We start from the raw sequence: 14,708 nt of genomic DNA, 5'->3' as shown, positions 1-14,708 counted from the left end.
ACAATGCATTTAGATATTATTCTTCCTCTGGTTATCTATCTTATTTTTGTATTTGCACTTTCAATTTATGCTTACACAAAAAGGAAAAAAGTTAATCAATTTACCGATTATTTTATTGGTAACCGAACCATGGGCGGTTTTTTGCTAGCCATGACGCTAGCGGCCACTTATATCAGTGCCAGTTCATTTATAGGCGGCCCTGGTGCGGCTTATAAATATGGTCTTGGCTGGGTGCTTTTATCCATGATTCAAGTGCCAACGGTCTTGCTTTCGCTTGGTATATTGGGCAAAAAATTTGCTATTTTAGCGCGTAAGTATAATGCCATTACGTTAAGTGACATGCTCTATGCCCATTATAAATGCAAAATGATTGTTTGGTTTGCAAGTATTACACTCGTGGTTGCATTTGTTGGCGCAATGACTGTGCAATTTGTCGGCGGAGCTCGCTTACTTCAATCCTCAGTTGGGATCCCCTACGATATTGGATTATTAATTTTCGGCATAGGTACGGTCATTTATACGGCGTTTGGTGGATTTAGAGCCAGTATCTTAAACGATGCTTTTCAAGGTTTAGTGATGATTATTGGCGCTATTTTACTGTTGATAGCCATCATCTATGCTGGCGGGGGTATCACCGCTATTGTTGAGCGTTTATATGAAATTGATCCAGCCTTATTAACGCCGGAAGGTCCAAATCATTTTATGGACTTCCCTTTTATGACCTCGTTTTGGGTATTAGTCTGTTTTGGTGTAGTTGGCTTACCGCATACCGCTGTGCGTTGTATGGCATATAAAGATAGCAAAGCAGTGCATCAAGGTATTATTATCGGCACAATTGTGGTCACTATTATTATGTTAACCATGCATCTATCCGGTGCGCTTGGGCGGGCAATTATTAGTGATTTAACCATTCCGGATCAAATTGTACCGACATTGATCATCAACGTGTTACCGCCACTTGCGGCAGGGATCTTTTTGGCTGCACCGCTTGCAGCAATAATGTCGACTATTAATGCACAACTATTGCAAATATCTTCTGTTATTATTAAAGATCTGTTTTTAAGTTTTAAACCAAATACCAACTGTAGTGATAAGGTGCTAACTCGCATCTCAATTGCAATTACATTTATTTTTGGCGGACTACTGATTTTAGCAGCTTGGAAACCGCCAGAAATGATAATATGGCTAAATTTATTAGCGTTTGGTGGGCTTGAAGCCGTATTTTTATGGCCTTTAGTTTTAGGGCTGTATTGGAAAAAAGCCAACGCAACCGGTGCACTTTGCTCAATGTTTGCCGGTGCAATAAGTTATACGCTACTTGCGGCTTATGATATTAAAATTTACTCTTTTCATCCAATTGTGCCATCTTTAATAATTGGATTGATAACCTTTATTATTGCCAACAAATTTGGTAACACAGGAAAAAATTATGCCTTGGATTCAACTGAGAATTAATACTACAAACGACTTAGCAGAAAGCATTAGCGAACAATTGGAAGAATCAGGGGCTGTATCTGTCACGTTTCAAGATACTTATGATACCCCGGTATTTGAGCCGCTACCCGGTGAAACCAAACTTTGGGGAAATACCGATGTCGTTGGTTTATATGATGCGCAAACAGATATTGAAGAGTTAAAAGCAATGTTAAATCTAGCGCAATTCTCCTATAAAATTGAACAGCTAGAGGATAAAGATTGGGAACGTGAATGGATGGATAACTTTCATCCAATGCAATTTGGCAAGCGTTTATGGATTTGCCCTAGTTGGCGCGAAGTGCCCGATGTTAATGCAGTAAATGTCATGCTCGATCCCGGTTTAGCTTTTGGCACCGGCACACATCCAACTACGGCGTTATGTTTAGCTTGGCTAGATAGTTTAGATCTGACCGATAAAATAGTGATTGATTATGGCTGTGGATCTGGTATTTTAGCAATTGCAGCGCTCAAATTAGGCGCCAAACGGGTAATTGGTATTGACATTGATCCACAAGCAATACAAGCAAGCCGTGACAATGCAATGCGCAATAATGTCAGTGAGCAATTGGAGCTCTATTTAGCTAAAGATATACCCGACAATTTACAAGCTGATGTCGTTGTTGCTAACATCTTAGCTGGACCGCTCAAGGAATTGGAGCCAAATATTAGCAAGCTTGTGAAATCAAGCGGAAATTTAGGTTTATCTGGTATTTTAGAATCACAATCCCAAAGCGTTTATGACCACTATCAAGCCCACTTTGAACTTGATCCGATTGTTGAACAAGAAGAGTGGTGCCGAATAACTGGTAAAAAAAAGTAAAAATTTGACATTATCCCCTTTTATCTTCGAAAAAAAATGCGTAATATAGCCCGCTTTAATTTGCTAAGTATTGGTGATGTGACATTAAAGAATAATTTAATTGCCGCACCAATGGCCGGAGTCAGCGATAAACCATTTCGTAATTTGTGTTATCGATTTGGTGCTGGCATGACCGTGTCAGAAATGTTTTTGGCAAATTCTGATGTTTGGCATACAGATAAATCTTCATTACGCATGATTTCATCGGATGATGTTGGGATACGGGCTGTTCAAATTGTCGGTTCAGATCCTGACGAAATGGCAAGAGCAGCAGAATTTAATGTCAAACATGGCGCACAACTTATTGATATCAATATGGGGTGCCCGGCTAAAAAAGTAAATAAAAAATTAGCAGGTTCTGCGTTAATGCAGAATCCGGCACTAATTAAAACGATTTTGCAAAAAGTTGTTGGTGCAGTCGATGTACCAGTAACTTTAAAAACTCGGACTGGATGGGATAAAAATCATAGAAATTGCATTGAAATCGCACAAATTGCCCAGGATTGTGGCGTAAAGGCTATTACTATTCATGGCAGAACACGTGCTTGTTTGTTCAATGGAGTGGCAGAATATGAATCTATTAAAGCTGTGAAAGAAAATGTAACGATTCCTGTCATTGCTAATGGTGATATTTGTACTCCCGAACAAGCAAAAGAAGTTTTTAAATATACGCAAGCTGATGCTATAATGATCGGCCGAGCGGCACAGGGGCGACCTTGGATATTTGAAGAAATTGCATTCTATTTAACACATGGACAGTTACAAAAAGATAAAACGATTGAAGAAGTAGAACAGATTGTATTAACACATCTTGAAGATCTTTATCAGTTTTACGGAGAATACAAAGGATTACGGATTGCCAGAAAGCATGTAAATTGGTATACCAAGAATTATGCTGATAGCGATCAATTCAGGCGCTTATTTAGTGTACTTAGCAATACAAGTGAGCAAGTAGCTACACTAAAAGCATTTTTTAGTCAAATTAGAAACAAACAAAAGAGTTAAAAATACTATGTCAGAACAACGCGTTACAGCTGCAGCACTTAAATTTACAACTGTAAACTCTCAAGACCAAATAACACAAAAACCTTTGCGAGATTCAGTAAAACAAGCTTTGAAAAACTATTTATCTCAATTAAATGGTGAAGATCCTACTGATCTATATGAATTAGTGCTAGCGGAAGTTGAACACCCATTCCTTGATATGGTTATGCAATACACACGTGGCAATCAAACCCGAGCTGCCAATATGCTTGGTATCAACCGTGGTACTTTACGTAAAAAATTAAAACAATATGGTATGAGTTAGTCGATACTTTTAGCATATTGAAATTAAACTATGAATTAAAAGCGTCTGTCAAAAGGCGCTTTTTTTGTCACTGATTATTTATGAGCCTTAATCATTCTATGACTCAATATTGGAAAATAAACATCAAACCGATGAACGTAAGATTAAAGTTGGCGTCAATGTCAGTTTATGCGGAAGTTCGGTAGGGTTATGTAGCCGGTTTAATAAGGTTTCAACCGCTAATTGTCCAAGCTCTTCTTTAGGTTGATGAATGGTTGTTAATGGCGGTGTCATGTATTGGGCAATTTCAATATCATCATAGCCAATAATGGCAATATCTTTACCCGCCACCAGACCATTACGATAAAGTGTTTGATAAGCCCCGATTGCCATTGCATCATTACAACAAAATACCGCCTGTGGGCGAGTAGCAAGATCCAACAAGCTTTGCATCGCAACAATGCCCGAAGCAAACTGAAAATCCCCTTGAGCTTCATACCCCGCCAAAACAGCTAAGTTAGCGTCGTGCATCGCTTTTCGGTAACCTTGCAACCGTGACTGAGCTTGGGTATTATTCAAAGGGCCAGTGATACAAGCAATACGTTGATATTGCTTTGATATTAAAAACTCGGTAGCAAGAGTTGCACCATAAAAAGAGTTGTCTTGAATGGTATCGCAAATACCACTAAAAGGCGTCCAGTCCATCATAACCATAGCGAGTTTCGGATAACGTGCAAATATCTGCTGTGGAATTGAGTGGGTTTCCGTACACATCGCCAATAGACCATCAACCCGCTTTTGCAGTAAATGTTCTATGTTATCGAGCATACGTTGATGATCGCCCTCTGTGTGGCATAATATCAAGTTGTAACCCAGTTCATAGCAACTTCGTTCAACACCTTGTACTACTTCGGAATAAAATGGGTTATTACTACTCGTCACTAACATACCAATAGTATACGTTTTATTGCTTTTCAAACTGCGAGCTATCGCACATGGCGTATAATTTAACTGTGCGATAGCCTGTTCAACTTTTTCCCGAACAGCCGGGCTTACATAGCGATCGTTATTGATAACATGAGAGACAGTTGATGTTGATACTTTCGCAAGTTTTGCGATATCTTTCATTGTTGCCAATTTTTTATTCTCATCAGTTATTTACCTTGTAATTGAAGAAACTCATCTACCTGTTTACGGGTTGGAACGGATGTTTGTGCTCCAGGTTTAGTGACAGATAATGCCGCAGCAGCATGGGCTGATATAACTGCTTCATTTAAACGCTTGCCGTCTAAAAGTGCGGTCACAAGCATGCCATTAAATGTGTCGCCGGCACCAATGGTATCGACTGCATCAACCTTAAAGCCTGCGACTAATTCACCAACACCAGATGAACTGACCCAAGCCCCTTTGCTACCTAACGTAATAATAACGGTAGTAACGCCCTTATCATGCAATGCATTGGCCGCATGATGAGCATCTTGCTCAGTCACAATTTTAATACCGGTTAAATGTTCTGCTTCAGTTTCATTTGGCGTAATAATATCGATGTGCTTAAGCAGATCATCAGATAATTTTTGCGCCGGAGCCGGATTTAAAATCACTTGCGTATTATGCGCCTTAGCTAGTTTAGCGGCTTGTTTAATGGTAGCTAAAGGTGTTTCAAGTTGCATTAAAATCGCATCAGCATGAATGATATCATCTTTAAATTCAAGTAAATATTCTGGCGTTACCGCAGAATTAGCACCAGCATAAATCGCTATTTGGTTTTCACCTTGTTGATTAACTAATATCAAAGCAACACCAGTATTTTCACCATTAATAATTGAAACCGAACAAGTCTCAATATTATCCTCTTGTAACTGCTGTTTAATCTGCTTACCTAATTGGTCATTACCGACCGCGGCAATAAACTGAATGTTTGCTCCCAAGCGCCCTGCTGCTACCGCTTGATTCGCCCCTTTACCACCAAATGATATTTGGTAGTTTGAACCGGATAAAGTTTCACCCGGTTGTGGAAATGCAGGTACATTTAAGATATGGTCAACGTTAACACTACCTAAAACAATTAATTTTTTACCCTTCATTCGTATTTTCCTAATGCTATAACCAAAGGACACATTAATTTGCCTTTTAATCATTTATATGAGTAATAAGTCTGAGTTCAACCGGAACTTGAGTTGCTACTTTTTCGCCTTTTATCACTTTATCAGCAATTTCAATGCCCATAGCCCCTATCTCGTTCGGCTGTTGAGCCACCGTCGCACCTAGTTTACCACGTGAAACTGACTTAATACCGTCTTCGGTGCCGTCAAAGCCAACAACTAAAATATCGTTTCTTCCGGCGGTTTGAATAGCACGCATCGCTCCTAAAGCCATTTCATCATTTTCAGCAAACACCGCTTGAACATTCGGATAAGCTGTTAATAGATTTTGCATGACATTCATCCCTTTAGCACGATCAAAATCTGCCGGTTGCGCTGTTAACAAAGTCAGGTTGTTTTCTTGGATTGATTGAGTGAATCCTTCCCCTCTTTCACGTGATGCTGAAGTGCCTACAATGCCTTGTAGTTGAATCACTTTTGCACTAGCGCCTAACTTTTCAAAGATAAAATTACCCGCCATTTTACCACCAGCGACATTATCAGACGCAATGTGACTAACAACTTCGCCTTTACTTGCCGTACGATCAAGCGTGATAACGGGTATTCCTGCTTTATTTGCAGCAAGAACAGCATTACCAACCGCCTCAGAATCGGTAGGATTGATTAAGATTAATTTGGTGCCTTTAACTAGGGTATCTTCTACATTTGCCAGCTCTTTTGCCGGATTATTTTGCGAATCTAACACGACTAAATCATAACCTAATTCATTCGCTTTTTGAACGGCACCCTCTTTTAAGGTAACAAAAAACGGATTATTAAGTGTTGAAACAATCAATGCTATATTTTCTTTAGCCCATACTTGAGAAACTAAACTAAAGCTCATAGCCACGCCGACAACGGTCGCCAAAATCTTTCTTAAACTCATCACATTCTCCTAAAATTTACTTCTTTTTAACACAACTACTTATTGGTTTTTTTATCCACCAAAACCGCTAATAAAATAACCACGCCTTTTACAATCATTTGATAGTAAGCATCGACGCCTAACATATTTAGTCCATTATTTAAGAAACCTAATATGAGTGCCCCAATTAATGTACCGAAAATTTTACCTCGTCCACCTGACATACTTGTCCCACCAAGTACGACAGCAGCAATAGCATCCATTTCATAACCAGTACCAGCAGTAGGCTGAGCCGAAGAGAGTCTGGATACTTCAATAGTACTGGCTAGAGCACACAATAATCCACTAAGCGCATAGACAATAATTTTCACACGATCAACATTAATGCCAGATAACCGTGTTGCCGCCTCATTGCCGCCCAATGCATATATGTAACGACCTAAACGGGTATATTTGAGTAAATACCATGCCGCAATAAATACTAATGCCATTATCAATATTGGCACAGGAATACCAAAAATGCGACCAAAAGCAATAGATTCAAATATTTCTGAATTATCATTAGTGCCGGTAGAGATTGGGCTTCCTTTGGTATAAACCTGTGTTACGCCACGTAAAATAAGCATCATGACTAATGTAGCAATAAAGGCTTGTAATTTCCCTTTAGCAATAATCACACCAGAAAAAGCACCTAATAGCGCACTAATAATTAATGATGCTGAGATAGCTATAAAGGGTGAAATATCCGAACTAATCATCGAAGCGGTTAAAGCGCCGGCTAAAGCAAAAATTGACCCGACCGCCAAATCAATACCTGAGGTTAAGATAACTAATGTCATTCCAACTGCAATAATGGCGTTGATTGATGTCTGTTGTAAAATATTAAAAAAATTGTTTAAAGTAAAAAAGTTATCACTTAAACACGACACAATCGCAATTAGCACTAGTAAAGTAATTAATGACTTTTGCTCAACTAAAAAATTCTTGAGCGTTTTATTTTGCAGCATCAGTTCTCTCCTATATTTTTTCCAACGGCAGCTGCCATAAGTTTTTCTTGTGTTGCATCACTTATTGAAAAGTCACCTGTTACTTTTCCTTCGTGGATTACTAATATACGATCGCTCATACCGAGCACTTCGGGCATATCAGATGAAACCAAAATGACACTTAATCCTTGTTGTTTAAATTGGTTAATCAGTTGGTATATCTCTTTTTTGGCGCCAACATCTACCCCACGAGTTGGTTCATCGAGAATTAATATACTTGGACGGGTCATTAGCCCTTTAGCAATGGCAACTTTCTGCTGATTACCGCCGGATAAAAAACCGATGATTTGATTAGTTGACGGGGTTTTGATGTTAAATAAGCCAACAAAATCATCTACCGCTTGTTGTTCATCTATCAATCGCAGTTTTTTAAAGGGGTTAACAAAATAGCTTAAAGCATTAAGTGACATATTGTCCTTCACCGACATACCTAAGATTAATCCATCTTTTTTACGATCTTCTGAAATATAGACAATCCCATGATGTAATCCGTCTTTAGGTGTTTGAGTCTTAATTGTTTTACCATTTAAAACAATCGTTCCCGATTTTGCCGGATTAGCGCCATAAATCATTTTCATTAACTCTGTTCGCCCGGCGCCCATAAGTCCGGAAATACCGAGTATTTCACCTTCATGCAGCGAAAAACTGACATCATTTACACCATTACCGATTAAGTTTTTAACGGATAGTGTCTCTTTTCCACGTTGAATATCGATTCGAGGATACTGATCTTGAAGTTTTCGCCCAACCATCATCTCAATTAAGGTATCTTCAGTTAATTCACTCACCTTTTTTTCGCCAATAAATTGGCCGTCACGTAACACCGTTACTGCATCACAAATTTCAAAAATCTCTTGTAGCCGATGCGAAATATAGACTACACCGCAATTTTGCTGTTTTAATTTTCTGATGACTTCAAATAGCGATGCCGTTTCAGTATCCGTTAAGGCATCAGTCGGTTCATCCATGATAATAACTTTAGAATTGAAGCTTAGCACTTTGGCTATTTCAACCATTTGTTGCTCACCGATAGATAAATCACTTATCAAACGTCGACTATCATATTTTAGATGTAGCTCCGCTAATAATTTATCGGCTTGGGCGTAGGTTTTGTTCCAGTCAATACAACCAAATTTATTGGTAAATTCTCGCCCTAGAAATATATTCTCAGCAATGGTGAGTTCCGGTATTAAGTTGAGTTCTTGATGAATAATACCGATTCCGGCTTCTTGTGACGATTTTGGTCCATTAAAATTAGTTGCTTTTCCTAAATAGATAATGTCGCCAGCATCTTTTTTATATATTCCTGTTAACACTTTCATTAGTGTTGACTTACCCGCACCATTTTCACCAATCAAAGCCATAACCTGACCGGCTTTAACAGTTAAGCTCGCCCCGGATAATGCTTTAACGCCAGGAAAAGATTTATGAATATTGGTAAGCTCTAATAGGTTGTCGTTCATAACGCACTCATCAATGTTTGACTATTTAAAATTAAAAAATTACACCTGATTGTAAAACTATATTAGCGTAGGGGGTGCATTCACCTGTTCTAATAGCCGCTTTACAATGATGAGTTTGTTGTTTTAGCTCTTCATGTGAGACATAAACGATCTCAACACTGCTTTGTTGACTCTGTTTGATCTTTTTTAGTTGCTTTAATATTTTGTTATGAATAGTTGGATTTTGGGCAATAACTTCCTGCGCCAAAATGACTTTTTCAATTTGCATCTCTTTTGATAATGATTCGAAAACTTGCATAAACGTTGGTATACCATAGGTCAATGCTAAATCAATTCGTTGAACTGCGTTAGGAATGGGTAAACCCGCATCACCAATGGCTATTTGATCGGTATGCCCCATTTTGGAAAGAGCCTGAACAATTTCTGAGTTAAATAATTGCCCTTTATGCATATATAATCCTTTAAATAATCCGTTTAGTTGCTATCGAAACGTTTCGATAACACATCATCCTTGTAAAAATTGTTTATGGCAATAGTAAAAAATTCAAACTTGTGATCTGGATCAATCTGAATGGATTCAGTTATAGAAAAAATCATGAATAAACACGATAAAATAGGTTTAGTTATGAGGGTAAACTAATAATTAGCGTCGGCTATTTAATTGTTATCCCACTAAAATATCGCGTTTTTAATTAAATTTTGATTAAAAATAGCTCTATGTTTGACTGTTAAAAAGGAATGAACATAATGATAATGAATTTTAGACAAAAGTTTGTTAAAATGTAGCGATTTTTAAATATTTTAATCTGGAGAATTTTATGGCAGGTCATAGTAAATGGGCCAATACCAAACACCGCAAAGCGGCACAAGATGCTAAGCGCGGTAAAATCTTTACAAAAATTATTCGTGAACTTGTAACCGCAGCCAAAATCGGTGGTGGCGATCCAGCGTCTAACCCTCGCTTACGTGCCGCAATGGACAAAGCACTTTCAAATAATATGACACGTGACACGATGAATCGAGCTGTTGCTCGTGGTGTAGGTGGTGAAGATGACACCAACATGGAAACCATTATTTATGAAGGTTATGGTCCAGCGGGTACAGCTGTTATGGTTGAATGTTTAAGTGACAACCGTAATCGCACTGTATCAGAAGTGCGTCATGCATTTACTAAAACAGGCGGCAATCTTGGAACTGACGGTTCAGTATCTTATCTATTTACTAAAAAAGGGGTAATTTCTTATCCTAGTGGTACTGATGAAGATCAAGTTATGGACGCAGCGCTTGAAGCTGGTGCTGATGATGTTGTAACTTATGATGATGGTGCAATTGATGTATTTACAACACCTGAATCTTTTGGTGAAGTAAAAGATGCGTTAGATGCAGCAGGATTAGTAGCTGAATCGGCAGAAGTATCAATGATTCCAGCGACTAAAGTAGATCTTGATGTCGACTCTGCGCCTAAATTACTTCGCTTAATTGATATGCTTGAAGATTGTGATGATGTTCAAGAAGTGTATCATAATGGTGAAGTGTCTGACGAGGTTGCAGCTACGCTCTAATGGCCATTATTCTTGGCATCGATCCCGGCTCTCGTTTGACCGGTTACGGTGTAATCCGTCAAACGGGACGACAATTAACTTATCTTGGCAGTGGCTGTATTCGTACTGCTGTCGATGACTTACCTACTCGCTTAAAACGCGTTTATGCGGGTGTAAGCGAAATTATCCTTCAATTCCAACCGGATATGTTTGCAATCGAGCAAGTTTTTATGGCTCGCAATGCAGACTCGGCTTTAAAGTTAGGACAAGCAAGAGGCTCAGCGATTGTCGCTGCGGTAAATCATGATTTACCGGTTTTTGAATATGCGGCTCGTTTAGTCAAACAAAGTGTGGTTGGTACCGGCGCTGCCGATAAAAAGCAAGTACAACATATGGTCAAATTATTACTAAAACTACCCGCTAGCCCGCAAGCAGATGCGGCCGATGCTTTAGCAATAGCCATCACTCATGCGCATATGGGACAACACTTAATAAAATCACTCAAGTAATGCCCTATTATTTAACATTTAACACTGGTGATTTCCAATTTATCTCATCACAACAATGCTAGATCTTTTTCTTGTTATTCAAATCAACGCTTATTTTAAATACTCTACCATTTACGCATACAATTTGTTGAGCTTAGACTTCATGGCTATAACTTATTTTCAATTTATTTGATTACTACAAAAATGAAATAAAAAAAGCACCAATATTATTGGTGCTTTGCAATTAGATTAATAAAAATAAAATCACAATTAACTTGTTAAATGCACTCCCTACTTTAAGCTGGGAATGCATTTATTGATTAATTACTTTTATCTGCTGATTTTGATAGGTTACTTGGTAATACCACCTTATTTTTATGTTTAGTAAATAGTTTGGTAATAAACAAGAAGAATAACGGAACATAGAATATTGCTAAGAATGTTGCCGTTAACATACCACCAATTACCCCGGTACCAACCGCATTTTGGCTTGCCGAACCAGCTCCGGTGTTCAATGCTAATGGTAATACACCTAAAATAAAGGCGAAAGAAGTCATTAAAATTGGTCGCAAGCGTAACCGACATGCTTCAAGGGTTGCATCGATAAGCGATTTCCCTTCTTTTTCTAATGCATCTTTAGCAAATTCTACGATCAATATTGCATTTTTAGCCGATAACCCCATGGTTGTTAATAGACCAACGATGAAGTAAATATCATTATCAAGTCCTCTAAACATCGTTGCAAATACTGTACCTAAAATACCTAATGGTATAACAAATAATATTGAGATTGGTACTGTCCAACTTTCATATAATGCGGCTAATGACAAGAACACCACAATAATAGAAATAATGTAAAGAGTCGTGGTTTGTGAACCGGTTTGACGCTCTTGATAAGAGATATCAGTCCAGTCGAAAGAGAAGCCTTTTGGTAATTGTTGAGATAACTCTTCCATAATTGCCATTGCTTGACCAGAACTTAAGCCCGGCGCTGCTGATCCACTGATGCCCATTGCTGCCACACCGTCATAGCGAACTAATGAAGGTGAACCATAGCTTTTCGAGGTTGTTGCAAATGCATCATAAGGAACCATTTCACCTTTTTGATTTTTAACATGCCAATAACTAAAGTCATCTGGCAGCATACGATAAGGTGCATCTGATTGTAAATAGACTTTTTTAACTCGGTTGTTATAAACAAAGTCATCGATATAAGCTGAACCTAAAGCCGTTGATAATACGGTATTAACACTACCTACTGAAACACCAAGCGCCTGCGCTGTTTCAAAATCAACGTTAATTTTGTATTGTGGCACATCTAACATACTGCCCGGACGGACTTGCTGTAGTTGAGGATTATGAGACGCTTGCCCTAATATTTGGTAAAAAGCTCCCATTAAAGCATCATGACCTAGTCCAGCTGAATCTTTTAGCATATAAGAAAAACCATTTGCCATACCTAAAGACGGTACCGCAGGTAGATTTGCTACAATTACACGCCCTTCAGTAATGGTAGAGGCAAATTGCCAACCACTTCCAACTAAAGCATCAACTTTTTGATCCGGACGTTTACGCTCATCCCAGTCTTTTAATCGAACAAATCCGAGTCCCATATTTTGGCCACGACCAACCATACTAAAGCCCGCAACGGTAAAGATTTCTTTCACTGAATCGGCTTTTTGTTCCATATAGAATTTAGATGTTTTATTCAAAACGCCCATTGTCTGTTCTAATGTTGACCCCGGTGGTAATTCAACCATGACAATCAATACACCTTGGTCTTCGTTAGGTAAAAATCCTGTAGGTAATCGATTAAATCCGAAGAATAAACCTACAATAATTAAAATATAACAAACAAACGATACCAACGGGAAACGAATGAATTTAATTACGCCTTTTTCATAATAGTGCAGGCTGAAACTATAAACTCGGTTGAAACGCTCAAAAAACCATTTAGTGGCAAGTGCACACCAACTAAATGGCGGGATATTTGATAATTTTTCACCGAATGTCGCTTTTTTATTCTTACTTTTATTTGGCGCTTTTAAGATTTGAGCACAAAGCGCTGGCGTTAACACAATGGCCATTAAAACAGATAACGACATTGACGTTACAATGGTAATTGAGAACTGACGGTAAATTCCCCCAGCAGCACCACCATAAAATGCCATTGGCACAAATACCGCAGATAATACGACCGCTATCCCAACTAAAGCAGACGTAATCTGTTCCATTGATTTAACCGTTGCTGCATAAGGAGAAAGTCCCTCATCATGCATAATACGTTCAACGTTTTCGATAACGACGATAGCATCATCGACCAATAGACCGATTGCCAACACCATGGCGAACATGGATAAAGTATTTATGGTAAATCCACAAATATACAAGATGGCAAAAGTACCTAACAACACAACCGGTACAGTAATTGTCGGTATCAGCGTTGAGCGAAGGTTTTGCAAAAATACATACATTACAATAACAACGAGAACTATTGCTTCGATTAATGTATGGATTACGTTACTGATAGATAACTTAACAAAAGGTGTTGTATCGTACGGATAAGCAAATTTAATATCTTCAGGGAAAATTTTCGATAATTCTTCAATTTTCTTATCAACTTGTTCAGAAGTATCTAATTGGTTCGCACCTGTTGCTAAATAGATACCTAAACCAGCAGACGGTTTACCGTCATAACGAGAAATAAAATTATAATCAGCAGCACCGATTTCAACTTTTGCCACATCTTTTAACAACACATTCGAGCCATCAGTATTAACACGAACAAGAATATTTTGGAACTGTTCAGGTGTTTTTAACCGTGATTGAGCTGTGATAGTAGCATTAAGTTCTTGACCGTCAGTTGCCGGTAAAGCACCTAGCTGACCTGCTGTTACTTGCGCATTTTGCGCTTGAATGGCCGCAGTGATCTCTTCAATTGATAAATTAAAATAGGTCAATTTATTCGGATCAAGCCAAATACGCATCGCATATTCAGAGCCAAATAACTGGGTATCACCTACACCTTGTACCCGTCGTATAGGATCTTGTACGGTTGAATAAACAAAGTCTGCGATATCTGCTTGTGTTTTTTGTGGGTTGGTTGAATAAAAACCGATAACTTTTAGAAAGTTAGTATTATTTTTAGCAACTGACACACCATTTTTCTGCACACTTTCAGGTAGCCGTGATTTAATACTTTCAACTTTATTTAACACTTGCACCTGCGCAAAGTCAGGGCTAGTACCAGGCGCAAAAGTAAGGGTAGTTTGCACAACCCCTTGAGCACTACTGGTTGATTTCATATAAATTAAATTATCTAATCCCGTTAAATTCTGTTCAATTAACTGAGTAACGGTATTTTCAATTGTTTGAGCATCAGCGCCCGGATATACAGCAGAGACAGTAACAGCTGGTGGTGCGATATCGGGATATTGTTCAACAGCTAACAGCTTTATACATAAAGCGCCGCCGAGCATCATCATGATAGCAATTACCCATGCAAAAACAGGTCTATCAATAAAAAACTTAGCCATAATTA

Annotated in this window: 13 protein-coding genes; 6 read left to right on the top strand and 7 right to left on the bottom strand. The window is 38.4% G+C overall.

Features of this window, described 5'->3' with window-relative positions; translation table 11 throughout:
- The first annotated feature begins 3 nt into the window (after window positions 1–3).
- The 4 genes from panF to fis are packed head-to-tail and all read left to right on the top strand — an operon-like array spanning window position 4 to window position 3,644.
- Window positions 4–1,455 (top strand): sodium/pantothenate symporter, encoded by a 1,452-nt coding sequence (gene panF / locus J3U74_RS02215; protein ID WP_267329821.1) that lies wholly within the window; start codon window positions 4–6, stop codon window positions 1,453–1,455.
- The gene (gene prmA / locus J3U74_RS02210) at window positions 1,430–2,296 is read left to right on the top strand and encodes a 50S ribosomal protein L11 methyltransferase (protein ID WP_267329820.1); all 867 of its coding nucleotides are present in this window, start codon (window positions 1,430–1,432) and stop codon (window positions 2,294–2,296) included. The genes panF and prmA overlap by 26 nt, the downstream gene beginning before the upstream one ends.
- A gap of 36 nt (window positions 2,297–2,332) precedes the next feature.
- Window positions 2,333–3,340 (top strand): tRNA dihydrouridine synthase DusB, encoded by a 1,008-nt coding sequence (dusB, locus tag J3U74_RS02205; RefSeq protein ID WP_267329819.1) that lies wholly within the window; start codon window positions 2,333–2,335, stop codon window positions 3,338–3,340.
- 7 nt (window positions 3,341–3,347) lie between these two features.
- The gene (gene fis, locus J3U74_RS02200) at window positions 3,348–3,644 is read left to right on the top strand and encodes a DNA-binding transcriptional regulator Fis (protein ID WP_034883623.1); all 297 of its coding nucleotides are present in this window, start codon (window positions 3,348–3,350) and stop codon (window positions 3,642–3,644) included.
- A gap of 123 nt (window positions 3,645–3,767) precedes the next feature.
- Here fis and rbsR read toward each other — a convergent pair whose 3' ends face one another.
- From rbsR to rbsD, 6 genes are read right to left on the bottom strand one after another with little or no spacing between them, the layout of a single operon-like run.
- Window positions 3,768–4,751 carry a ribose operon transcriptional repressor RbsR gene (gene rbsR, locus J3U74_RS02195; RefSeq protein WP_220217755.1) on the bottom strand — a complete coding sequence of 328 codons (984 nt, stop codon included), beginning with the start codon at window positions 4,749–4,751 and terminating at the stop codon, window positions 3,768–3,770.
- Between the two features lie 26 nt (window positions 4,752–4,777).
- The gene (gene rbsK / locus J3U74_RS02190; protein WP_267329818.1) at window positions 4,778–5,707 is read right to left on the bottom strand and encodes a ribokinase; all 930 of its coding nucleotides are present in this window, start codon (window positions 5,705–5,707) and stop codon (window positions 4,778–4,780) included.
- Between the two features lie 46 nt (window positions 5,708–5,753).
- Complete coding sequence (gene rbsB, locus J3U74_RS02185) at window positions 5,754–6,650, bottom strand: ribose ABC transporter substrate-binding protein RbsB (protein ID WP_267329817.1); 897 nt, start codon at window positions 6,648–6,650, stop codon at window positions 5,754–5,756.
- 35 nt (window positions 6,651–6,685) lie between these two features.
- Complete coding sequence (gene rbsC, locus J3U74_RS02180) at window positions 6,686–7,636, bottom strand: ribose ABC transporter permease (protein WP_220217758.1); 951 nt, start codon at window positions 7,634–7,636, stop codon at window positions 6,686–6,688.
- A complete protein-coding gene (rbsA, locus tag J3U74_RS02175) occupies window positions 7,636–9,138 on the bottom strand; it encodes a ribose ABC transporter ATP-binding protein RbsA (RefSeq protein ID WP_267329816.1) in 1,503 nt (500 codons plus the stop codon). The genes rbsC and rbsA overlap by 1 nt, the downstream gene beginning before the upstream one ends.
- Before the next feature lie 31 nt (window positions 9,139–9,169).
- A complete protein-coding gene (gene rbsD / locus J3U74_RS02170) occupies window positions 9,170–9,589 on the bottom strand; it encodes a D-ribose pyranase (RefSeq protein ID WP_267329815.1) in 420 nt (139 codons plus the stop codon).
- Window positions 9,590–9,956: 367 nt separating this feature from the next.
- Between rbsD and J3U74_RS02165 the strand changes: the two genes are divergently transcribed.
- Window positions 9,957–10,700 (top strand): YebC/PmpR family DNA-binding transcriptional regulator, encoded by a 744-nt coding sequence (locus J3U74_RS02165; RefSeq protein ID WP_220217761.1) that lies wholly within the window; start codon window positions 9,957–9,959, stop codon window positions 10,698–10,700.
- Window positions 10,700–11,188: a crossover junction endodeoxyribonuclease RuvC gene (gene ruvC / locus J3U74_RS02160; RefSeq protein WP_220217762.1), complete on the top strand. Its 489-nt coding sequence runs from the start codon at window positions 10,700–10,702 to the stop codon at window positions 11,186–11,188. The genes J3U74_RS02165 and ruvC overlap by 1 nt, the downstream gene beginning before the upstream one ends.
- A 299-nt stretch (window positions 11,189–11,487) precedes the next feature.
- Here ruvC and J3U74_RS02155 read toward each other — a convergent pair whose 3' ends face one another.
- Window positions 11,488–14,703, bottom strand: coding sequence for an efflux RND transporter permease subunit (locus J3U74_RS02155; protein ID WP_220217763.1), 3,216 nt, complete (start codon window positions 14,701–14,703; stop codon window positions 11,488–11,490).
- Window positions 14,704–14,708: the final 5 nt, after the last annotated feature.

The organism is Gilliamella sp. B3892, from assembly GCF_026536305.1.
Lineage (GTDB): Bacteria > Pseudomonadota > Gammaproteobacteria > Enterobacterales > Orbaceae > Gilliamella.
The sequence above is the reverse complement of the archived record's forward strand: the minus strand, read 5'-3'. Positions and strand labels throughout refer to the sequence as shown.